At 63.4% G+C, this 25,951-nt stretch carries 2 protein-coding genes (1 of these 2 cut by a window edge); both read right to left on the bottom strand.

Annotation, left to right across the window (positions count from 1 at the left end):
* A protein-coding gene (locus ACW9HX_RS14120; protein ID WP_457381076.1) for a non-ribosomal peptide synthase/polyketide synthase crosses the window boundary here: on the bottom strand, positions 1–8,808 show its 5' portion. The gene continues 4,698 nt to the left of window position 1, outside the view; the window shows 8,808 of its 13,506 coding nt (coding positions 1–8,808); its start codon is at positions 8,806–8,808; its stop codon lies beyond the left edge, outside the window.
* Positions 8,808–25,772: a non-ribosomal peptide synthase/polyketide synthase gene (locus ACW9HX_RS14115; RefSeq protein ID WP_457381075.1), complete on the bottom strand. Its 16,965-nt coding sequence runs from the start codon at positions 25,770–25,772 to the stop codon at positions 8,808–8,810. The genes ACW9HX_RS14120 and ACW9HX_RS14115 overlap by 1 nt, the downstream gene beginning before the upstream one ends.
* Between the last annotated feature and the right edge of the window lie 179 nt (positions 25,773–25,951).

The raw sequence follows: 25,951 nt of genomic DNA, 5'->3' as shown, positions 1-25,951 counted from the left end.
CTGTTGCAACCAGGCACTCAACGTTTGTTCGGCACGCGGGCTGGCGATCACCGGCAAGGTGTTGATGAACAGGCCGATCTGTTGCTCGACGCCGGCCAGTTGCGCCGGACGCCCGGACACGGTCGCACCGAAGCTGACGGTGTCGAGCCCGGTGAAGCGTTGCAACAGCAGCAGCCAGGCACTTTGCACCAGCGTGTTGAGGGTGACTTTATGGCCACGGGCAAACTCGTTGAGCTGGCGCGTGCGCACCTCGTCCAGCACATGGAAACGCTCGCCATGGCCCTTGACCGGTTGCACTGCGGCAAACGCGCGCGCCAGTCGGGTCGGCTCTTGCAGATCGGCCAGTTGCGCGTTCCAGAATGCTTCGCTGACGTGCGCGTCCTGTCGGGCCAGCCACTGAATGTAATCACGATAACGACCCACACCGCCGGCCGGTGGCTGGCCGCTGTAGCGTTGCAGCACTTCGCCGAGCAACTGCGAGTTGCTCCAGCCGTCCATCAGGATGTGATGACTGGTGTAGATCAAGTGGCAGGCATCGGCAGCGGTACGCACCACCAGCAGGCGCAACAACGGCGCTGCGCCCAGTTCGAAACCTTGCTGCTGTTCGGCCAGCGCCAGGGCGGCGATGGCCTGCGGCAGGTCCGCGCGGTCACGCCAGTCGAGCACGCTGAACGGTACGGTCAGATGCTTGTGGATGACTTGCACCGGACGCTGGAACTCACCGTCCCAGACAAAGCTGCTGCGCAGCACATCGTGGGCATCCAGCGCGTCTTGCCACGCCGCACGGAAGCGTTCGATGTCGAGGCCTTGAACGTCGACGCACATCTGATTGATGTAATCGCCGGCCTGTTGCTCGTACAGAGTGTGGAACAACATGCCCTGCTGCATCGGTGACAGTGGATAGATGTCTTCGATCTGTTGCGGCGCCAGCGCCAGCGAATCGAGCTGCACCTGAGTCAGGTGCGCCAGCGGGAAGTCCGACGGCGTCACGCCATGGCTGTCGCGCTGGCAGCAATGCTCCAGCAATGCCTTCAGTTCCTGCGCATAGGCATCGGCCAGCGCCTGAATGGTCGCGGTGTCGAACATCTGCGAACTGAACGTCCAGCCAACACTCAACTCGCCGCCATACACCTGACCATTGAGCGTCAGCCAGTTACCCAGCGCCGCCAACGGGCTTTGCTCGGCGCCGGCCGACTCGTTGGCCGGGCTGAACAACGCACCGCCATCGTCAGCAAAACCGGCATCGAACTGCCCCAGATAGTTGAAGGTGATGCGCGGCATCGGCAACGCTTGCAGGGTCTGACGCGCCGCGTCGTCGCCCAGATAACGCAGCGCACCGAAACCGATGCCTTTGGCCGGAATCGCGCGCAGTTGCTCCTTGACCGCTTTGATCGAACCGGCGAGGTCGCCAGTCGGGGTCAACCGGACCGGGAACAGGCTGGTGAACCAGCCCACGGTGCGGCTCAGATCCAGTTCATCGAACAGGTCTTCACGGCCGTGACCTTCGAGCTGAATCAGGGTCGATTCGCTGGCGGTCCAGCGGGAAATGACCCGTGCCAGTGCGGTCAGCAGCAGGTCGTTGACCTGCGTGCGATACGCCGCCGGTGCCTGTTGCAGCAGTCGGCGGGTCTGCTCTTTGTCGAGGCGGGTTTCGACGCTCGCGGCGTAGCGGTTTTGCAGTGCACCGTCAGCATGATCCAGCGGCAGTTCAACCTTCGCGCCTTGCAACTGCGCCTGCCAGAAGCCCAGTTCCGTTTGCAGTGCCGGGCTGGCGGCGTAGCTTTGCAGACGTTGCGCCCAGGCTTTCGCAGCGCTGGTCTTGGCCGGCAACTTGAGTGCCTGACCGGCCTGCAACTGCTGATATGCCTGTTGCAGGTCTTCCAGCAAAATCCGCCACGACACCCCGTCGACTGCCAGGTGATGGATCACCAACAACAAGCGCTGGCTGCCATCGGCGAGGGTCGCCAGCAGTGCCCGCAGCAACGGGCCGTTTTCCAGGTCGAGGCTGCGTTGCGCCTGTTCGCCCAGTTGTTCCAGCGCGGCATCATCCGCCACCGCGTGTTGCCAGAGCAGCGGTTCGACGCCCGGAGCACGGTGAGTTGCTGACCACTGCCCATCACACTGGCTGAACGCCAGTCGCAAGGCATCGTGCTGCACCAGCAGTGCCTGCAACGCTTGCTCGACGTGGGCGGCATCCAGCGTTTCGCGCGGTTTGAGCAACACCGACTGGTTCCAGTGATGCGGCTCGGCCATGGCGCTGTCGAAGAACAGGTGCTGGAACGGCAGCAACGGACTGTCGCCCGTCACCGGGCCCTGATCGGTGCTCGGGCCAGCAACACCGACCTTGGCCACCGCTGCCAGACTCTGCACGTTCTGGTGCAGGAACAGATCCTTGGGACTGAAATGAATCCCGGCTTGCCGGGCGCGGCTGACCACCTGGATCGAGATGATCGAATCCCCGCCCAGCTCAAAGAAGTTGTCGTGAATACCCACCTGCTCCAGGCCCAGCACGCTCTGCCAGATCGCCACCAGCGCTTGCTCGATCTCACTGGTCGGTGCGCTGTAGGCTTTTTGGCTGACACTCAAGTCGGCTTTCGGCAGGGCTTTGCGTTCGAGTTTGCCGTTGGGGCTGACCGGCATCTTCGCCAGCAACAGCCAGTGTTGCGGGATCATGTACTCCGGCAGGTTCTGGCTCAGGTGTACCTTGAGACGGCGCTGGAAGGCCTGACGACGATCATCGTCCGCCTCCAGCATCGATTCGTCGTTCGGCACCACATAACCCACCAGCAACGAACCGTCCTGGGCGATGACCACGGTCTCGCGCACCTCATCGTGCTCGGCCAGACGCGCTTCGATTTCGCCCAGTTCGATTCGCAGACCGCGGATCTTCACCTGATGGTCCATGCGCCCGGCGTACTCGATAACGCCATCAGCGCGATAACGTGCCAGGTCGCCGGTGCGGTACAGGCGCTGGCCGTCACCGAACGGGCTGGTAACAAAGCGTTCTGCCGTCAGCGCCGGACGACGGTGATAACCACGGGCCAGGCCTTCGCCGCCCAGGTACAACTCACCGATCACGCCGACCGGCAACGGCGCCAGGCTGTTGTCGAGGATGTAGGTGCTCAGATTCGCGATGGGCTGACCGATCGGCACGCTGTCACGACCTTCATCGCGGCAGGTCCAGTGAGTCACGTCGATCGCTGCTTCGGTCGGGCCATACAGGTTGAACAAACCGGCGTTCGGCAACTTGGCGAACACCTGCTGCTGGGCATCGACCTGCAAGGCTTCACCGCTGCACACAATTCGCGTCAGGCTGCTGCACTCGCCCACCGCCGGGTCTTGCAGGAACGCCTGCAACATCGACGGTACGAAGTGCAGCGTGGTAATGCGCTGTTCGGTGATCACCTGAATCAGTTGCGCCGGATCCCGGTGTGCACCCGGAGCAGCCACCACCAGCGACGAACCGGTCATCAGCGGCCAGAAGAACTCCCACACCGACACGTCGAAGCTGAACGGGGTCTTTTGCAGCACGCTGTCGTCAGCCGTCAGCTGATAGGCCTGCTGCATCCAGCACAAGCGGTTGACCAGCGCCGAATGACGGTTGCCCGCGCCTTTCGGTTTGCCGGTCGAGCCGGAGGTGTAGATCACGTAGGCGAGGTTTTCCGGATCGAGGTTCAGCTCCGGATTGGCTTCGCTGCGACCTTCCAGCCAGTCACCGTCCTGATCCAGCACCAGACTGCGCAGCCCCGCCGGAACCGGCAGTTGCGCCAGCAGATGGCTTTGGGTCAGCAGCAAAGCGATGCCGCTGTCCTCGAACATGTAGGCCAGACGATCCTGCGGGTACTCAGGGTCCAGCGGCAGATACGCGCCGCCCGCCTTGAGAATCGCCAGCAGGCCGACAACCATTTCCAGCGAACGCTCGACCGAAATGCCGACCAGCACTTCCGGGCCGACACCGTGTTCGATCAACACCGCTGCCAACTGGTTGGCGCGGGCGTTGAGCTGGGCGTAGGTCAGGCGTTGTTCTCCAAACACCAGCGCCAGAGCCTCCGGCGTGGCGCGCACCTGATCCTCGATCAGCGAATGCACGCTGCGCGACAGCGGGTATTCGGTGGCAGTGGCGTTCCAGCCTTCGACAATCAGCTCGCGTTCTGCGCTGTCGAGCAGCACCAGTTCGGCCAGCGGACGTGTCGCGTCAGCCACGACGGCTTTGAGCAGGTTCAGCCAATGCCCGGCGAGGCGCTGGATGCTGCTGTCTTCGAACAGATCGGTGGCAAAGGTAAAGGACGCATCCAGGCCTTCCGGGCTGTCGCCGGTGTCCAGCGCCAGATCGAACTGCGCCGTCCGGTGTTCCCAGCTCAGGCTTTGCAGGTTCAGCCCCGGCAATTGCGCGACCAGATCGGATTCGGCTTCGGTGCGATGGTTGAACATCGCCTGGAACAACGGGCTGTGGCTCAGATTACGCTCAGGCTGCAAGGCATCGACTAGTTGCTCGAACGGCAGGTCCTGATGCATTTGCGCGGCAATCGCGGTGTGCTTGACCTGCTGCAGCAACCGGGCGAAATCCAGCGCCGGATCGAACTCGGCACGCAGCACCTGGGTGTTGACGAAGAAGCCGATCAGTCGCTCGATTTCCAGACGATTGCGGTTGGCAATCGGCACCCCGACACGGATATCCGACTGACCGCTGTAACGGTGCAACAGGGTCTGGAACGAGGCCAGCAGCAACATGAACACGGTCACGCCTTCACGCCGTGCCAGCGCCTTGAGTGCGTCACCCAGCGCCGGTTCGATGGTCACGTTCAGACGTGCGCCGCGAAAGCTCTGCACGGCGGGACGTGGATGGTCGGCCGGCATTTCCAGCAGCGGTTGTTCGCTGCCCAGTTGAGATTTCCAGTACGTCAGCTGGCGCTCGCGCTCGCCGTTGTCCATCCACTCGCGCTGCCACACCGCGTAATCGGCGTACTGCACCGCCAGTGCCGGCAACTCGGCCGTGCGGCCCTGACTGAACGCGGCATAACAGGCGATCAGGTCTTCGATCATCACCTGCATCGACCAGCCATCGGAGACGATGTGGTGCAGGGTCAGCACCAGCACATGGTCGGTGTCGCTGATGCGCAACAAGGCTACTCGCAGCAACTCGCCCGCCAACAGATCGAACGCCTGCCGGGTCTGTTGTTCGACGAAGGCTTGGATCTGCTCATCCGTGGCGTTGGTCAGGGTCTGCTCGTGCAACGCGACCTGCCCGCTCGGCCGGATCACTTGCTGCACACGCCCGTCGGTATCGACAAACGCCGTGCGCAGGCTTTCGTGGCGCTGGATCAGCGCCTGGAAGCTTTGCTCCAGAGCCGCACGATCGAGTTCGCCGCGCAGGCGCAGCGCAGTAGGAATGTTGTACGCAGCGCTTTGCGGGTCCATCTGCCACAGGAACCATTGACGCTCCTGGGCGTAGGACAGCGCCAGCGGTTGCTCGCGGCCGACCTGTGGAATCGGGGTTTGCGTGGTCTGTTGATCGGCATCGAGGACGCGGACAAAGGCTTCCAGGCTGCTGTGTTCGAACAGCGTGCGCAGCGGCACCTGAATATCCAGCGTGCGGCGGATGCGCGAGACCACCTGGGTTACCAGCAGCGAATGGCCGCCCAGTTCGAAGAAGTTGTCGGTCAGGCCGACGCGCTCAAGCTTGAGCACGTCCTGCCAGATCGCCGCGACGTGTTTTTGCAGCTCGGTCTGCGGCGCGACAAAGGTGTTTTGCAGGGTGCTGGCGTCAAACTTCGGCAACGCCTTGCGTTCGAGTTTGCCGTTGGGGCTGACCGGCATTTTCTCCAGCCAGACCCAGTGCTGAGGCACCATGAACTCCGGCAGGCTCTGCCCCAGATGCGCCTTGAGTTCGAGGTTTTTCGCGCTGCGCGTGGCGTCATCGGCACTCAACAGCGCTTCGTCGTCGGGCACCACGTAGGCCACCAGCAACGAACCGTCCTGGGCGATGACCACGGTCTCGCGCACCTCATCGTGCTCGGCCAGACGGGCTTCGATTTCGCCCAGTTCGATACGCAGACCACGGATCTTCACCTGATGGTCCATGCGCCCGGCGTACTCGATCACGCCGTCAGCGCGATAGCGTGCCAGGTCGCCGGTGCGGTACAGGCGCTGGCCGTCACCGAACGGACTGGTGACGAAACGCTCGGCGGTCAGCGCCGGACGACGGTGGTAACCCCGAGCCAGGCCTTCGCCGCCCAGGTACAACTCACCGATCACGCCGACCGGCAACGGCGCCAGGCTGTTGTCGAGGATGTAGGTGCTCAGATTCGCGATGGGCTGACCGATCGGCACGCTGTCGCGGCCTTCGTCGCGGCAAGTCCAATGGGTGACGTCGATTGCTGCTTCGGTCGGGCCATACAGGTTGAACAGCCCGGCGTTCGGCAACTTGGCAAACACCTGTTGCTGCGCATCGACCTGCAAGGCTTCGCCGCTGCACACGATCCGGGTCAGGCTGGTGCAGTCGGACACCGCCGGGTCTTGCAGGAACGCCTGCAACATCGACGGCACAAAGTGCAGCGTGGTGATGCATTGTTCGGTGATCACCTGAATCAGTTGCGCCGGATCACGGTGCGCGCCCGGAGCCGCCACCACCAACGAAGAGCCGGTCATCAACGGCCAGAAGAATTCCCACACCGACACGTCGAAGCTGAACGGGGTCTTTTGCAGCACGCTGTCGTCAGCCGTCAGCTGATAGGCCTGCTGCATCCAGCACAAGCGGTTGACCAGCGCCGAATGACGGTTGCCCGCGCCTTTCGGTTTGCCGGTCGAGCCGGAGGTGTAGATCACGTAGGCGAGGTTTTCCGGATCGAGGTTCAGCTCCGGATTGGCTTCGCTGCGACCTTCCAGCCAGTCACCGTCCTGATCCAGCACCAGACTGCGCAGCCCCGCCGGAACCGGCAGTTGCGCCAGCAGATGGCTTTGAGTCAACAGCAAGGCAATGCCGCTGTCCTCGAACATGTAGGCCAGACGATCCTGCGGATATTCAGGATCCAGCGGCAGATAGGCACCGCCGGCCTTGAGAATCGCCAGCAGGCCGACAACCATTTCCAGCGAGCGCTCAACCGAAATGCCGACCAGCACTTCCGGGCCAACACCCTGTTCGATCAACACATCTGCCAACTGGTTGGCGCGGGCGTTGAGCTGGGCGTAGGTCAGGCGTTGTTCGCCAAACACCAGCGCCAATGCATCCGGTGTGGCGCGCACCTGATCTTCGATCAGCGAATGCACGCTGCGCGACAGCGGGTATTCGGTGGCGGTGGCGTTCCAGCCTTCGACAATCACGTTGCGTTCTGCGGCGTCGAGCAACACCAGTTCGGCCAGCGAGCAACTCGCGTCGGCCACAACCGCTGCCAACAGGTTTTGCCAATGCGCGGCCATGCGTTCGATGGTCGCGGCGCTGAACAGATCGGTGGCAAAGGTCAGTTGAGCGCCAAGGCCTTGCGGGGTCTCGAAGGTGTCCAGGCTCAGGTCAAACTGGGCGGTCTGGCTGGCCATGCTCAGCGGATCGATTTGCAGCCCTGGCAGACGCGCGCCTTGCTGCGACTCGCCGGTCGCGAGGTTCTGGTGGTTGAACATCACCTGGAACAGCGGGCTGTGGCTCAGGCTGCGTTCCGGTTGCAGGGCTTCCACCAATTGTTCGAACGGCAGCTCCTGATGCGCTTGTGCGCCCATCGCCGATTGTTTGACCTGTTGCAGCAGGCTGCGAAAACTCGCTTGCGGGTCAATGCGTGCCTTGAGCACCTGAGTGTTGACGAAGAAGCCGATCAGGCGCTCGGTCTCGACCCGGTTGCGGTTGGCGTTGGGCACGCCGACGCTGATTTCGTTCTGGCCGCTGTAGCGGTGCAACAAGGCCTGGAACGAGGCCAGCAAGACCATGAACACGGTCATGCCTTCGCGCTGGGCAAGGGTTTTCAAACCGGCAGCCAATTGGCTGTCGAGGCTCACATCGAGCCGCTGGCCACGGAAGCTCTGCACCGACGGTCGAGGAAAATCGGTCGGCAGTTGCAGCACCGAATGGTCGCTGCCCAGTTGTTGCTGCCAGTAAGCCAGTTGCCGCGCCCGCTCGCCCGCCTCCATCCAGTGCCGCTGCCAGATGGCGTAGTCGGCGTACTGGATCGACAATTCGGCGAGGCTGACATCGCGCCCCTGTGCATAACCGGAATACAGCTGCACCAGTTCTTCGACCATGACCCGCATCGACCAGCCATCGGCCGCAATGTGGTGCACGGTGACCGCCAATACATGATCGTCATCCGCCAGACGCAGCAGGCTGGCGCGCATCAGCGGGCCGGTCTGCAGATCGAACGGGAGGTGCAACTGTTCGTTGATGTAGGCCTGAATCTGCTGCTCGCGCTGCGCCGGGTCCGCCGCGCTATCCAGCGCATCCACCGCGATGGTCAGCGGCAGTTGTGCGTGAATCACCTGCACCGCGCCTTCGTCGTCCTGACCGAAGGTGGTGCGCAGGCTGTCGTGACGGGCGATCACGGCGTTGAACGCACGCTCCAGCGCCGGCACGTCGAGGGTGCCGCGCAACTGCAGCGCGGTCGGAATGTTGTAGGCCGCACTGTGCGGGTCCATCTGCCAGACAAACCATTGCCGGTCCTGAGCGAACGACAACGGGATCGCGGTGAATTCCTCGCGGGTCTGCGGGATCGGCAGGTTCGCGGGGGAAACCCCTTCCTGGAGCATCTTTTCAAGATAGAGCGTGCGCTTTTCCAGGGGCAGACAAATAAACCGCCTGGCAATCTTCAGTGCGACATTCCTATCCATCAAGCCTCCTCCATTTCATCAAGCAGGGATTCCAGCTTGCTCAGTTTCAACATATCGACTTGCTCATCGGCGGCGTCCAGCTGGCTGACGAAATCGCCAAGCGCGGGGTGCTGGAAAATCAATTGCGGTGTCAGCTTCAGGCCCAGTTCCAGTTGCAGGCGCGAAACCACGGTGACGGCCAGCAAGGAGTGGCCGCCCAGTTCGAAGAAGTTGTCGTTGAGGCCGATGCGCTCCAGTTGCAGCACGTCCTGCCAGATGGCCGCCACTTGTTGTTGCAGTTCAGTGGACGGCGCGACAAAGGCCTGCTGCGCCTGGCTGGCATCGAACTTGGGCAGAGCCTTGCGTTCGAGTTTGCCGTTCGGGCTGACCGGCATTTTCGCCAGCAGCACCCAGTGCAGCGGAACCATATAGTCAGGAACGTTCCGGGCGAGGTGTTCTTTAAGACGCTGGAACAGATCGCTGCGACTGGCCTCGTCGGCATCCACCAGACGGGCGTCGTTCGGCACCACATAACCCACCAGCAACGAGCCGTCCTGGGCGATGACCACGGTCTCGCGCACCTCATCGTGCTCGGCCAGACGGGCTTCGATTTCGCCCAGTTCGATACGCAGACCACGGATCTTCACCTGATGGTCCATGCGCCCGGCGTACTCGATCACGCCGTCAGCGCGATAGCGCGCCAGGTCGCCGGTGCGGTACAGGCGCTGACCGTCACCGAACGGGCTGGTGACGAAACGCTCGGCGGTCAGCGCCGGACGACGGTGATAACCACGGGCCAGACCTTCGCCGCCCAGGTACAACTCGCCGATCACGCCGACAGGCAACGGCGCCAGGCTGTTGTCGAGGATGTAGGTGCTCAGATTCGCAATCGGCTGACCGATCGGCACGCTGTCGCGGCCTTCGTCGCGGCACGTCCAGTGAGTCACGTCGATCGCTGCTTCGGTCGGGCCGTAGAGGTTGAACAGCCCCGCGTTCGGCAGTTTGGCGAACACCTGCTGCTGCGCGTCGACCTGCAACGCTTCACCGCTGCACACGATCCGGGTCAGGCTCGTGCAGTCGGACACCGCCGGATCCTGCAGGAATGCCTGCAACATCGACGGCACGAAGTGCAGCGTGGTGATGCGTTGCTCAGTGATCACCTGAATCAGTTGCGCCGGATCACGGTGCACGCCCGGAGCTGCGACCACCAACGAAGAGCCGGTCATCAACGGCCAGAAGAACTCCCACACTGACACGTCGAAGCTGAACGGGGTCTTTTGCAGCACGCTGTCATCGGCTGTCAGTTGGTAAGCCTGTTGCATCCAGCACAAGCGGTTGACCAGCGCCGAGTGGCGGTTGCCCGCGCCTTTCGGTTTGCCGGTCGAGCCGGAGGTGTAGATCACGTAGGCGAGGTTTTCCGGATCGAGGTTCAGCTCCGGATTGGCTTCGCTGCGACCTTCCAGCCAGTCACCGTCCTGATCCAGCACCAGACTGCGCAGCCCCGCCGGAACCGGCAGTTGCGCCAGCAGATGGCTTTGGGTCAGCAGCAAAGCGATGCCGCTGTCCTCGAACATGTAGGCCAGACGATCCTGCGGGTACTCAGGGTCCAGCGGCAGATACGCGCCGCCCGCCTTGAGAATCGCCAGCAGGCCGACAACCATTTCCAGCGAACGCTCGACCGAAATGCCGACCAGCACTTCCGGGCCGACACCGTGTTCGATCAACACCGCTGCCAACTGGTTGGCGCGGGCGTTGAGCTGGGCGTAGGTCAGACGTTGTTCGCCGAACACCAGCGCCAGCGCGTCCGGGGTGGCGCGCACCTGATCTTCGATCAGCGAATGTACGCTGCGCGACAGCGGATATTGCGTGGCCGTCGCGTTCCATTGTTCGACCTGCTGCTGTTGCTCCTCGCTGGAAAGCAATTCCAGTTGGCCCAACGCCAGGGCGCCGCCCTGCATCATCTGCGTCAGCAGGTTGTGCAAGTGCTCGCCCAGTCGCGCAATGTCGACTTCGGCGAAGTGTGCACGGCCGTAGCTGAAGTGCAGCGACAGGGTGTCGCCCATGCTCACGGCGAGGGTCAACGGGTAGTTGGTCTGCTCGTGGTTGGTGACGTCGGTGAAGCGCAATCCGGCCGGCGCACCTTGTTGCATGGCCTCGGACACCGGGTAGTTCTCGAACACCAGAATGCTGTCGAACAGGGCGTCGCCGCCCTTGCCGGCCCAGCGCTGGATCTCGAACAGCGGCGTATGTTCGTGCTCGCGCAGGCTCAGGTTTTGCGTCTGCACGGTGTGCAGCCACTGGCCGACACTCTGCTCGGCACGCGGGGTGCCGATCACCGGCAAGGTGTTGATGAACAGCCCGATCTGCTGCTCGATGCCTTTGAGATCCGCCGGACGCCCGGCCACCGTCGCGCCGAATGCGACCGTGTCCTGACCGCTGTAGCGTTGCAGCAACAGCAGCCACGCCGCTTGCACCAGGGTGTTGAGGGTGACTTTCTGCTCGCGGGCGAACTCGGCCAGTTGCCGGGTCGCAGCGGCGTTCATGACGCGCTGATGATCGGCATACCCCGCGACGGCCATCAGGTCATCACGACGGGCGATGGCCTGGGTCAGTCGGGTCGGCTCTTGCAGGTCGGCCAACTGGGTTTTCCAGAAAGACTCGCTGACGCTGCCGTCCTGACGTTGCAGCCAGGCGATGTAGTCGCGATAACGCCCCACCGATTGCGCCAGCGGCTGGCCGCTGTAGCGGTGCAGCACTTCGCCCATCAACTGCGAGTTGCCCCAGCCATCCATCAGGATGTGATGGTTGGTGTAGATCAGGTGATAGGTGTCTTCGTCGATGCGCACCAGACACAGGCGCAGCAACGGCGCGGCGGTCAGTTCGAAGCCCCGTTTGCGCTCCTGCGCGGCCAGTGCGTCGAGATCGGCCTGATAGTCGCGGCGACCACGCCAGTCCTGCACGCTGAACGGCAGCTCGACCTGTTTGTGCACCACTTGCACCGGACGCTCGCCCTGCCACAGGAAACCACTGCGCAGCACGTCATGTGCCTGCAACGCCGCCTGCCAGGCGGCACGGAAGCGCTCGACATCCAGGCCCTGCACATCGGCGCGGGTCTGGTTGATGTAATCGCCCGCCTCTTCCTCGTACAGCGTGTGGAACAGCATGCCTTGCTGCATCGGCGACAGCGGGTAGATGTCTTCGATCAACGACGCCGGCAGCGGCAAGCCATCGAGTTGTGCCTGGCTCAGCGGCGCCAGCGGGAAGTCCGACGGCGTCACACCGTGCACGCCGTCGCGGCAGCAATGTTCGATCAGCGCCGCCAGTTCCTGGGCGTAATCATCGGCCAGGGCCTGCACGGTGCCGCGCTCGAACATTCGTTCACTGAAGGTCCAACCGAGGCTGAATTCGCCACCGTAAATGCCGCCGTTGAGGGTCAACGGACTGCTGAGCAAGGCGTCCAGGCTCTGCTCCGCACCGCGTGCTTCACTGGATGGCGTGAACAGGGCTGCCTGCCCCGCGTCGAAGCTGCTGTCGAACTGCCCGAGGTAGTTGAAGGTGATCGCCGGTTGCGGCAAGGCACGCAGGGTTTCGCGTACCGCGTCGCTGCCCAGATAACGCAACACACCGAAGCCGATGCCTTTGTTCGGGATGGCGCGCAGTTGTTCCTTCACCGCTTTGAGCGAAGAGCCGATTTCTGCGCTGACGGTCAGCTTGACCGGGAACAGGCTGGTGAACCAGCCAACGCTGCGGCTCAGGTCGATATCTGCGAACAAGTCTTCGCGGCCATGACCTTCGAGCTGAATCAGCGTGGAATCCTCGCCGGTCCAACGGCTGATCACCCGTGCCAGTGCCGTCAGCAACAGGTCGTTGACCTGGGTGCGGTAGGCTGCTGGCGCGTCATGCAGCAGTTGCCGGGTCAGATCCGCACCGAGTCGGGTCTGCACCGTGTGTTCATGACGGCTCTGCAAGCTGCCGTCGGCGTGATCCATCGGCAACTGGCTGGACACGTTTTGCAGCTGTTCGAGCCAGTAAGGTTGCTCGGCCAGCAGCGCTTCACTGCTCGCATAAGCCTGCAGGCGCTCGGCCCAGGTTTTGAACGCGCTGGTCCGGGCCGGCAGTTTCACCGCCTGAGCGTTGCTGATTTGCTGGTAAAGCCCTTGCAGGTCTTCCAGCAGAACACGCCACGAAACGCCGTCGACCACCAGGTGATGAATCACCAGCAACAGCCGCTGAGTGCCGTCCGCCAGCGTCGCCAGCACGGCACGCAACAACGGGCCGCCAAGGGCGAGGCTGCGCTGTGCTTCAAGGCCCAGCGCTTCGAGTTCGGCGGCATCAGCAACCCGGGATTGCCACAGCAGATCATCCGCCTGCTCGCCGACTGCACGGTGTTGCGCGATCCATTGACCGTCGACAGACGCAAACGACAAGCGTAGCGCGTCGTGGTGTTCGATCAACGCATCGAGGGCGGCTTTCAGATGCCCGGCGTCCAGGGTCTGCGAGGTGTTGAGCAGCACCGACTGGTTCCAGTGATGCGGCTCGGCCACGCCTTCTTCGAAGAACTGCAACTGCGCCGGCAGCAACAGCGATGCACCGGTGACCGGCGACTGGTCGATGACAAAACCGCCCTCGCCGACCCGCGCGACACTGGCCAGACCTTGAATGGTCTGGTGCTGGAACAGGTCTTTCGGACTGAAATGAATCCCGGCCTGACGGGCGCGGCTGACCACTTGAATCGAGACGATCGAGTCACCGCCCAGCTCGAAGAAGTTGTCGGTCACACCAATTTGCGCCAGGCCCAGCACCGCTTGCCAGATGTCCACCAGCGTTTGCTCGGCGGCATTGGTAGCGGGCAGATAATCCTGCTGCGCTTGCGCCGCATCGGGTTTCGGCAACGCATGACGATCAAGTTTGCCGTTGGGCGACAGCGGCATTTTCGCCAGGAACAACAGGTGCGTCGGCACCATGTAGTCCGGCAGGGTTTGCTGAAGCTGCTCGCGCAATGCACGGCGCAGTTCGTTTTGCAGATCGCTGTCGGCCATGACCGGTTCGGCGTTGCTCGGCACCACGTAAGCCACCAGTTGCTGACCGCTCGGCCCGGCCACCGCCATCACCAGCGTTTCGCGGACGGTCCGGGCATCCAGCAGACGCGCTTCGATTTCACCCAGTTCGATACGGAAACCGCGAATCTTCACCTGATGGTCGACACGACCGATGTACTCGATCACCCCGTCGGCACGGAACCGCGCCAGGTCACCGGTGCGATACAGACGTGCCCCCGGCTGCACCGAGAACGGGTCCGGCATGAAGCGCTCGGCACTCAGGTCCGGACGGTTGAAATAACCGCGAGCGAGCAATTCGCCGCCGATCATCAGCTCGCCCACCGCGCCCACCGGCACCAGTTGGCCCGCGATATCCAGCAGGTAGATGGAACGGCCCGGCAACGCCGAACCGATCGGCAAGGTCGATGGCGTCGGCTCGGCACCGGTCACGTAGTCGCCGCAGTCCAGCGACGTGGCGGTCACGGTGGCTTCGGTCGGGCCGTAGGTGTTGAGCAAACGAACGTGGGCCAGACCGGCCTTGTTCCAGGCCGCCATGCCTTCGGGCGGCATCGCTTCACCGCCGGCATGCACCTGACGCAGCACGCCGTAGTCACGCGGGCCGACTTCGGCGAAGTCCTTGGCCAGCATGCCCCAATAGGCGGTGGTCAGGTCGATCACGCTGATGCGCTTGTCGAGCATCTCGCGGTAAAGGGTTTCGCTGTCCCATATCTCGGTGCCGCGCAGCACAACCGAAGCACCGGTAATCAGCGCCGGGTACAGCTGCTCGACGAAACCGTCGAAGTTGAACGTCGAGAATTGCAGCACGCAGTCCCGGGCGGTCAACGCCATCAGGTCCACGGTCACGTAGGCGTGCTTGGTCAGCGAGGCCTGATTGATCCCCACGCCTTTCGGACGTCCGGTGGAGCCCGAGGTGAACATCACGTACGCGAGGTTATCGGCCTGGGTCAGGTTCGGCAGATCAGCGCTTTCGAGCTGCTCCGGTTGACGATCAACACACAGCACCTCGACGCCTGCAACCTGCGGCAGACGCTCCAGCAAATGGCTCTGGCTCAGCAACAGCAGCAGACCGCTGTCTTCGATCATGCAGGTCAGGCGATCACTCGGGTATTGCGGGTCCAGCGGCACGTACGCGCCGCCGGCCTTGAGCACCGCCAGCAGGCTGATGATCATCTCCAGCGAACGCTCGACCGCGATCCCCACCAGCACGTCAGGACCGACGCCGCGCTGACGCAAGGTGTGCGCCAGGCGGTTGGCCTGCTGGTTGAGTTCGGCGTAGGTCAGACGCTGATCGGCAAAGTACAGCGCGACCCGATCCGGCGCCCTTTGCACTTGCTGTTCGAACAATTGATGCACGTGCAGCGCAGTTGGGTAGTGCCCTGCGCAATAGCCCCAATCATTGAGCGCCAGCTCCCGTGCAGCCGCGTCGAGCAGTTGCAGGTCGCCCAGGCAACGTTGGTCGGAACCGGCGGCCATCTGCATCAGCACGTGGTTCAACTGAGCGCCCAGTTGCTCGACGGTGGCGTCGGCAAAGTGCTCGCGGTCAAAGCTGTAATGCACTTCCAGCGTGCCTTCCAGGCTTACGCCCAGGGTCAGCGGGTAGTTGGTCTGTTCGTGGTTGGCCACCGGGCCGAAGCGCAGACCTTGCGGAGCACCCTGCTCCAGCGCCTGGGCAATCGGGTAGTTTTCGAACACCAGAATGTTGTCGAACAGCGCTTCACCGCCCTGCCCGGCCCAGCGCTGGATATCGAACAGCGCGGTGTGTTCGAACTCGCGCAGCGCGAGGTTTTGCGCCTGCACCGCTTGCAACCAGCTGCCGAGCGATTGCTCGGGCCGTGGGCTGGCGATCACCGGCAAGGTGTTGATGAACAGACCGATCTGTTGCTCGATCCCCGGCAAGTCCGCCGGACGCCCCGCCACGGTGGCGCCGAACGCGACGCTGGCCTTGCCGGTGTAGCGTTGCAGCACCAGCAGCCATGCCGCCTGGACGAGGGTGTTGACGGTGACTTTGGAGGCACGGGCAAACTCACCCAGACGCGCAGTTTGCTCGCTGTCCAGCACGCGATAATGGTCGCCGTAGCCTTGCACCGCCGGTGCATCTTTCGGCCGGGCGATGGCGTGAGCCAGGCGCGTCGGCTCGTCCAGCGTGCGCAACGCCGGCAGCCAGAACGCTTCGCTCGCCGCCGCATCCTGACGCTGCAACCAGCCGATGTAATCGCCGTAGCGACCCGCGTGTGTCGCACTGAACTTGCCGCTGTAGCGTTGCAGCACTTCGCCGAGCAACTGCGAGTTGCTCCAGCCATCCATCAGGATGTGGTGGTTGGTGTAGATCAAGTGATGACGCTGGTCATCGATACGCACGATCACCAGACGCAGCAGGGTCGATGCATTCAGGTCCAGGCTCTGACGCTCGGCGTCGGCCAGAGTCTGCAACGCGTCTTCCAGATGCGGTTGTGCACGCCAATCGTGCAGGCTGTAAGGCATTTGCGCGTGCTTGCTGACCACTTGCACCGGCGCATCCAGCTCGCCCTGCCAGACGAACCGCGTACGCAGAATGTCGTGCGCATCGACGGCGGCCTGCCAGGCCTGATGGAAACGCTCGGGATCGAGGCCTTCGACGTCCAGGCGCATCTGGTTGATGTAGTTGCCGGTGGACTCTTCATACACCGCGTGGAACAGCATGCCCTGCTGCATCGGCGACAGCGGGTAAACGTCTTCGATCAATTGCGGCGCCAGCGGCAAGCCGTCCAGTTGAGCCTGGCTCAAGCGTGCCAGCGGGAAGTCCGACGGCGTGACACCGTGATGCTCGGCCTGGCAGCAGTGCGCGATCAGCGCTTGCAGTTCCTGGGCGTAATCATCGGCCAGACGCTGAATCGTTGCTTCATCGAACATCTCGTGGCTGAACGTCCAGCCCAGGTTCAGTTCGCCGCCATACACCTGGCCGTTGAGCGCCAACTGGTTGGCCAGCGGCGCATTGGCATCCAGCTCATCGCCCGCCGCTTCGCTGGACGGTACGAACAGCGCGCCATCGGCGGCGTCGAAGCTGCCGTCGAACTGGCCCAGGTAGTTGAAGGTCAGGCGCGGTACCGGCAGCTGCGCGAGAGCAACGCGATCAGCCTCCTCGCCCAGATACGCCAGCGCTCCAAAACCGATGCCCTTGTTGGGGATCGCTCGCAGTTGTTCCTTGATCTGTTTCAGCGACGCGCCAAGCTCTGCAACCGGCGTCAGTCTGGCCGGGTACACGGTGGTGAACCAGCCCACGGTACGGGTCAGGTCGATGCTGTCGAACAGCTCTTCACGGCCATGGCCTTCGAGTTGAATCAGCGCACTGTCGGCGCCGGTCCAGCGCACCATCACGCGGGCCAGTGCGGTCAGCAGCAGGTCATTGACCTGAGTGCGATAGGCCGCCGGAGCGTCCTGCAGCAACTGACGGGTCAGGGCCTTGTCCAGGCGGGTGCGCACGGTCAGCGCGTGACGGTTTTGCAGCCCCCCGTCGGCGTTGTCCAGCGGCAGCGCGACATCGGCGCCCTGGAGCTGCTCCTGCCAGTACGCCAGTTCGGAACGCAGCTCACTGCTGCGGGCGTAGGTTTGCAAGTGCTCGGCCCAGGCCTTGGCAGCGCTGGTTTTGGCCGGCAATTGCAGGGGCTCGCCCGCCGCGATCTGCCGGTAGGCGCTTTGCAAATCATCGAACAGAATCCGCCACGACACGCCGTCCACCACCAGGTGATGGATCGCCAGCAACAACCGCTGGCTGCCGTCGTCGAGGTTCGCCAGCACTGCACGCAGCAGCGGCCCGGCTTGCAGATCGAGGCTGCGTTGCGCCTCGTTGGCCACTGCTTCCAGCGCAGCGGCATCGACCACATCGACATTCCACAGCAGAGCGTCGCTGCGGTTGTCGATGCCACGGTACTCGGCGTGCCAGCCATCGGCCTGCTCGACGAAACTCAGGCGCAAGCCATCGTGGTGCGCGACCAGCGCCTCCAGCGCCTGCTCCAGTGCCGCCGCCTGCAACGGCTGGGTCGGCTTGAGCATCACGGCCTGGTTCCAGTGCTGACGCTCAGGGATGTCCTGTTCGAAGAAGGCCTGTTGCACCGCCAGCAACGGCAGCGCGCCAGTCACCGGGCCCTGATCGATGGCTTGCGCCTGTTCGCCCACTTTGGCCACTGCCGCCAGTGCGGCGATGGTCTGGTGCTGGAACAAGTCTTTCGGAGTGAAGCGGATCCCGGCCTGCCGCGCACGGCTGACCACCTGGATCGAGATGATCGAATCACCACCCAACTCAAAGAAGTTGTCGCTGACACCCACCTGCTGAAGTTTCAGCACGTCCTGCCAGATCGTCGCCAGTTGCTGCTCCAGCACGGTTTGCGGCGCGACGTAGGCTTGTTGCAGTTGGCTGACATCCGGTTTCGGCAGGTTCTTGCGGTCGAGTTTGCCGTTCGGCGTCAGCGGCATGCGTTCCAGACGCAGCACGTAGGCCGGCACCATATGCGCCGGCAGTGTGGCTTTGAGTTGCTCACGCAGGTCTTCGGCGAAATCTTCGCGGGCCGAATCACCGACCACGTAGGCCACCAGACGCTTGCCGCTGCCGGCGCTGCCTTCCTGCGCCACGACCACTGCTTCCCGCACGCCGTCGAGGGCTTGCAGGCAGGCTTCGATTTCCCCCAGTTCGATCCGGAAACCACGGATCTTCACCTGATTGTCGATGCGATCCAGGTAGTCGAACGTACCGTCGGCACGCTGGCGCACCAGGTCGCCGGTGCGGTACAGCAAGCCACCGGTGTGGCTGAACGGATCCGCGACAAAACGCTCGGCCGTCAGCCCCGGACGGTTGAGATAACCACGCGCCAGACCCGTGCCGCCGAGGTACAACTCACCAGCCATGCCTTGCGGCAACAGGTTCAGATCGGCGTCGAGCACGTACGCGCTGCGGTCACCGATACGGCTGCCGATCGGCGCGTAGGCCGCACCGCACGGCACTTCGCGACCGGCCTTCCAGATCAGCGGCGTGACCACGGTTTCGGTCGGCCCGTAACCGTTGATGATGTAGTCCGGATCGAGGGCGCGTTTGACCCGTTCGAAACTGGCGCTCGGCACCGCGTCACCGCCGAAGCAGTAGATGCGCACCTTGGGTGGGTTGCCCTCGCGTTCGGCATGTTCGGCCAGTTGTTGCAAGTACACCGGCGGGAACGCAACCACGGTCACACCGTGTTCGCGCATCGCGTTGTAAGTCTGTTCCGGGGTCCACAGCGTGTCGTCGCGGATCAGCAGCGAGGCACCGTGGGTCAGGCTGGTCAGCCAGCGCTCGTGGGCACCGTCGAAGGCGAACGACATGAAGTGGAATTCGCAGTCGCTGTCACGCATTTCATAACGCTGACCGATGGCCTGGCAGTGCATCGCCAACGGGCCGTGGGCAACGCTGACACCCTTCGGATTGCCGGTGGAACCGGAGGTGTAGATCACGTAGGCGAGGTTGTCCGGATCGAGCTGCACCTGCGGTGCCTTGATCGGCCACTCGCGCAAGTCGAGGCGATCCAGTTCCAGCACCGGCACCGATTCGGCGACCGGCAATTGCGCCGACACCGACGAATCGCTGATCAGCAACGCCAGCCCCGAATCCTCGATCAGGTACGCCAGACGCTCGCGCGGATAACTGGTGTCCAGCGGCACATAGGCACCGCCCGCCTTGAGTACGGCCAGCAAGGCGACGATCACCGCTTCGCTGCGCGGCAAGGCCACGCCGACCCGGGTTTCGGCACCGACACCGCGGGCAATCAGCGCGTGGGCCAGTTGATTGGCGCGCTGATCGATCTCGCCATAACTGAAGTGCTGACCGTTGAAAATCACTGCGGTGCGCTGCGGACGCTCGGCGGCCAGGGCGCTGATCCGCTGGTGCACAGCGATGTCCACCGGGTACGGCTGCGGGTGGTTATCAGCCTGTTGACGGGCGTGTTCGCCAGCGTCGGCCAGGGCGATTTCACCGAGGCTGCGCTCGGCGGACACGGCAAACTGCTCAAGCAATTGCAGCAAGTGCGCACTGATGCCTTCGATGGCAGCGCTGGCGAAATGGCCGCGATCGAAACTGTAGTGCAGCGCCAGTTGTTCGCCGAGGGTGACGGCGACGCTCAACGCATAGTGGGTCTGTTCCAGGTTGGCGACTTCGCCGAACACCACGCCCTGATCGGCGCCTTGCTTCAGGGCCTGGGCAATCGGGTAGTTTTCGAACACCAGAATGTTGTCGAACAGCGCTTCACCGCCCTGCCCGGCCCAACGCTGAATGTCCGCCAGCGGCGTGTGCTCGAAATCGCGCAGGCCGAGGTTTTGCGCCTGCACGGCTTGCAGCCAGTGGCCCACGCTTTGATCGGGACGCGGCGCACCGATCACCGGCAAGGTATTGATGAACAGTCCGACCTGCTGTTCGATGCCCGGCAGGTCCGCCGGACGCCCGGCAACCGTGGCCCCGAACGCCACCGCCTCGTGACCGGTGTAGCGTTGCAGCAACAGCAGCCACGCGGCCTGGATCAGGGTGTTGACGGTGACTTTCTGTTGGCGGGCGAAGGTTTCCAGCATACGGGTGTGCGCCACGTCGAGGGTCTGGAAGTGATCGCCGTGACCGCTCTGGCTGTCGCTGGTCGCGGCCACGCGGGCCAGACGGGTCGGTTCTTGCAGGGCAGCCAGTTGCTCGCCCCAGAAGTTTTCGCTCAGTTGAGCATCCTGACGTTGCAGCCAGGCAATGTAGTCGCGATAGCGTCCGCCGGCATTCGCCGGAATCTGCCCGCTGTAGCGCTGCAGCACTTCGCCGAGCAACTGCGAGTTGCTCCAGCCATCCATCAGGATGTGGTGATGGGTGTAGATCAGGTGCCACTGCTCGGCGCCGGTCTGCACCAGCACCAGACGCAGCAGCGGCGCGCAGGTCAGGTCGAAGCCTTGTTGGCGCTCGGCATCGGCCAGCGCCGCGAGGGCTTGCGGCTGATCGTCACGGGTGCGCCAGTCCAGCGTGGTGAACGGCAACTGCACCTGCTTGTGGACGATTTGCACCGGCTCGGCCAGCTCGCCCTGCCAGACAAACCCGCTGCGCAGGATGTCCTGGGCATCGACGGTGGCTTGCCACGCATCGCGGAAACGTTGCGGATCGATACCTTGAACGTCGACGCGCATCTGGTTGATGTACTCGCCCGCTGCTTGCTCGTAGAGGGTATGGAACAGCAGCCCCTGCTGCATCGGCGACAGCGGATAGAGATCGTCCAGCTCACCGGCCGGCACCGGCAGCGCATCGAGTAGCGCCTGTGTCACCTGCGCCAGCGGGAAGTCCGACGGTGTCGCTTGCGGCGCTTCAAGCGCACAGCAATGGTCGATCAGGGCATTGAGTTCAAGGGCGTATTGGTCCGCCAGTTGCTGCACGGTCGCCGTGTCGAACATCTCACGGCTGAAGCCCCAGTTCAGCGCCAGCTCGCCGCCGTACACCTGGCCTTCGACCGTCAGCCAGTTGGCCAGCGGCGCCGAAGGATCCTGCGCCGCACCGCCACCCTCGCCGGACGGCACAAACAGGGCTGCCTCATCGAACTGGCGGTCGAACTGGCCGAGGTAGTTGAAGGTGATACGCGGTTTGACGTCGCTGTTCAGCGCTGCTGCCGTTTGCGCATCCGCCAGATAACGCAGTGCGCCGTAGCTCAGGCCTTTGTCCGGCACGGCGCGCAGTTGTTCCTTGATGGCTTTGATCGAAGCGCCGAGGTTGTCCGCCGGGCGAAGATTGACCGGAAACAGGCTGGTGAACCAGCCAAGGGTGCGAGTCAGGTCGATGTCATCGAACAGGTCTTCGCGACCATGACCTTCCAGTTGAATCAGGGTGCTGGCCTGGCCGCTCCAGCGGCAGACCACGCGGGCCAGCGCGGTCAGCAGCAGGTCGTTGACCTGGGTGCGATAGGCCGCCGGCGCCTGTTGCAGCAACTTGCGGGTCTGTTCGGCGCTGAGCTTGAGCTCGACCTTGTCTTCGAAACGGTTTTCCAGTGTGCCGTCAGGACGCTCGCAAGGCAGTTCGGCACGCGGTGCGTCACGCAGTTGCGCCTGCCAGTAATCAAGGCTTTCAGCGAAGGTCGGCAGGTGCCCTTGCAGGCGTGCGACCCACTGCTGATACGAACTGGTCTTGCCCGGCAAGGCACTCGCCGCGCCGCTCAGGGCCTGGGTGTAGGCGGCTTGCAGGTCTTCCAGCAGCACGCGCCACGACACGCCGTCGATCACCAGGTGATGCGCGACCAGCAGCAAGCGCTGCCCGCCATCGGCCAGATCCACCAGCAACGCACGCAACAATGGCCCGTTGCTCAGGTCCAGACTGCGCTGGGCTTCGTCGCACAAGGCCTTGAGGTCTTCCAGCGATTGCGCGTTGCGCTGCCACAACACCGACTCGCCGGTTGGCACGGCATAGGCCTGCTGCCAGCCCTCGGCAGTCGATTCGTAGCGCAGGCGCAGCGCATCGTGATGGTTGAGCAACTGGCTCAGCGCACGATCCAGCGCGGCAGCGTCCACAGGCTGTTGCGCCGCCAGCAACAGCGATTGGTTCCAGTGCTGACGCTGAGGGATGTCTTGCTCGAAGAACCACTGCTGCACCGGTGCCAGCGCCACGGCGCCCACAGCTGGGCCCTGATCGATCAGGGTCTGTTGGCCCTGACGGGCGACTTGCGCAAGGCTGCGGATGGTCTGGTGCTGGAACAGTTCTTTGGGGCTCAGCACGATCCCGGCCTGACGGGCGCGGCTGACCACTTGCATCGACACAATGGAGTCGCCGCCCAGTTCGAAGAAGTTGTCTTCGAGGCCGACGTTTTCAACCGACAACACGTCCTGCCAGATCGCCGCCAGGGCTTTTTCCAGGGCGCTGCGTGGCGCCACGTGTTCGCGTTGTTGCTGGCTGCCATCGACGGCCGGCAATGCCTTGCGGTCGAGTTTGCCGTTGGGTGTCAGCGGCAGTTGTTCGAGGAACAGCAGGTACGCCGGCACCATGTAGTCCGGTAAATGTTGGCGCAACGCCGCTTTCAGGGTTTCGCGCAGGCTTGCCTGGGCATCGGCATCCGCGTCCAGCACCGCCGCGTCGGTCGGCACGATGTAGGCCACCAATTGTTGGCCGCTGGCGCCTTCCTGAGCCAGCACCGCCAGTTCGCGCACCGAGTCCTGTTGCAACAGCCGCGCTTCGATTTCGCCGAGCTCGATGCGGAAACCGCGCACCTTCACCTGATGGTCGATCCGGCCGACGTATTGCAGCGCGCCATCGGCCCGATAACGGGTCAGGTCGCCGGTGCGGTACAGACGCTCGCCATTGCTGGCGAATGGATTGGGCACGTATTTCTCGGCGGTCATCGCCGCGCGGCCCAGATAGCCACGGGTAATACCGGCACCCGCCAGATACAGCTCGGCCGCCGCGCCTTGCGGTACCGGTTGCAGATCGGCGTCCAGCAAATAGCTCGCGGTGCCGGTGAGAGGTCGACCGATGCTCGGCGTACCGCCCGCCGCACGACGGGTCCAGGTCGAATACGTGGTGTCTTCTGACGGGCCGTACAGGTCGTAGACATGTTCGACGCTAGCCTGCTGATACAGCGCTTCCACCAGGCTTTGCTTCAGCGGTTCACCCGCAAGGTTGATGATGCGTACGCTCGACGGGATCGCGCCGTCGCGCTGCAAGGCATTGATCGCCGAAGGCACGGTGTTGATCAACCGCACCTGATCGCGAGCCGGCAGTTGCGGCAACTCCAGGGCGTTGCGCGCGATGATCACCGAGCCGCCATTGGCGAGGGTGACAAACAGCTCCCACACCGACAGATCGAAGCACACCGACGTCGACGCCAGAACACCTTGAATGTCATCACGGCTGTAGACCGTGCGCGACCAGTCGATCAACGCCTGCACGTTGCGGTGCGCGATGGCCACGCCTTTCGGTTTGCCGGTGGAGCCGGAGGTGTAGATCACGTAGGCGAGGTTGTCCGGCGTCACCGCCGTGAATGGTGCACTGGACGGATACGCCGCCAGTTCTGCGCCGATCCGGTCCAGCAACAGCACCTGAGTGTCGGCGCTGACGGAGAGCGTTTCGGCCACATCGTGCTCGGTCAGCAGCACCAGCGCACGGCTGTCTTCAAGCATGTAGGCGACGCGGTCAGCCGGATAATCCGGGTCCAGCGGCACATAGGCGCCGCCGGCCTTGAGCACCGCCAGCAATGCCACCAGCAGGCTGTCGGAACGCTGCATGGCAACGCCGACCCGGACTTCCGGGCCAACGCCGCATTCGATCAGTTTGTGCGCCAGTGCATTGGCCCGTGCATCGATTTCGGCGTAGGTGAAGGCTTGCTCGCCGAAGGTCACGGCCAGCGCGTCCGGTTGGGCGGCAACCTGTTGCTCGATCAAACGATGGATGCTCGAAGCCTCGACAGTGCCGGCCTGCGCGCTATTCCAGTCGAACACCATGCGTTGGTATTCAGCCGCTTCCAGCAGCGGCAGATCGCTGATGCGCTGGTTGCTGTTCTGCACCATGCCACGCAGCAGATTCAGCCAGTGCTGCGCCATGCGCGCGATGGTCTGCGGGTCGAACAAATCGTTGGCGTAGGTCAGCGCGGCGTGCAGCCGGCCGCCCTTTTCGTAGGTGTCCAGGGTCAAATCGAACTGGGTGGTGCGCCCCTGCCATTCGATGACGCCCAGTTCCAACCCTGAAACGGTACTCACCGTGCTGATGTCGGCGACTTGCGGCTGATGGTTGTACATCACCTGAAACAGCGGCGTGTGACTGAGGCTGCGCTCCAGTTTCAGCGCTTCGACCAGCCGTTCGAACGGCAAGTCCTGGTGAGCCTGGGCACCGAGCGCAGTTTCTTTGACGGCGCGCAACAGATCACCGACGCGGGTCTGTCCGTCCAGTTCGGTACGCAACACCTGGGTGTTGACGAAGAAGCCGATCAGGCCTTCGATTTCACCCCGGTTGCGGTTGGCGATCGGTACCCCGACGCGGATGTCCGACTGCCCCGTGTAGCGATGAAGCAGCACGTTGAAGGCGCCGAGCAGCAACATGAACAGGGTGATGTTGTGCTGTTGGGCGCTGCTGCGCAGTTGTTCTGCGAGCGCACCGTCGATGGCGAATTCGTAGCGCGTACCGCGATAGCTCGGCATCGCCGGGCGCGGGTAATCGGTTGGCAACTCCAGCACCGGATGCTCATTGCCCAGTTGCGCCTGCCAGTATTCGAGCTGACGCGCCTGCTCGCCCGCTTCCAGCCAGCGGCGCTGCCACAGTGCGTAGTCGCTGTACTGGATCGGCAACGGCGCCAGTTGCGGCGACTGCCCGGCTTCATGGGCGTCATAGCAACGAATGAATTCGTCGATCAGCACGTTCATCGACCAGCCATCGGAAACGATGTGGTGCAAGGTCAGCAGCAGCACGTGCTCCTGTTCGTCGAGCTTGAGCAGCTTGACCCGCAGCAGCGGGCCAACGGCCAGATCGAACGGCTGCAAGGATTGTTGCTGAGCGGCGTCGGCCACCGCGACTTCGCGCTCCGGCGCGGCGAGGCCGCTGAAATCCACGTGTTCAATCACCAGCGGCGCTTCGGCCGGCACTTGCAGCAGGCTGTCGTCGGCCTGTCGCTGGAACACCGTGCGCAGGGTTTCGTGACGTGCCACCAGGCTGGCAAATGCCGCGTCAAGCGCGGTCAGGCTCAGGCGCCCCGTCAGGCGCACCGCCCCCGGCAAGTTGTAGGCGCCGCTGTGCGGGTCCAGTTGCCAGAGAAACCACATACGCTGCTGCGCGTAGGACAGCGCCTGCCGATCATCGGCCTCGACCCCTTGAGGAATCGGAAAACGGGCGAAATCCACGCCCTCCTTGTGCAGGGCCGCGAGGAACATCTGGCGCTTTTCCAGGGGCAACCCGATAAACCGGCGAGCAAGTTTCAAGGAGTCTTCAGCATTCATTTCTTGGTATCCGAATCAGTAGGCTGGCAGCACAAAGGCACGTCGTCCCTATAAAACGAATGCAAAGCGGAAAAATTAGCGATTGAGAAGAACTATCAGAAGCGACTGTGGGAGCGAGCTTGCCCCGGGCGGCGATCCGACGATAGCGGCCTGTCAGTCAACCTTGCGCTGACTGAAAA

Source organism: Pseudomonas sp. SDO52101_S400, assembly GCF_054071635.1.
Note: the sequence above shows the minus strand (reverse complement) of the source record. Positions and strands in the feature narration are given on the sequence as shown.

Excerpts from the sequence above, each read along its gene's own strand:
- ACW9HX_RS14115 (WP_457381075.1), bottom strand. The coding sequence starts at position 25,772 with ATGAATGCTGAAGACTCCTTGAAACTTGCTCGCCGGTTTATCGGGTTG.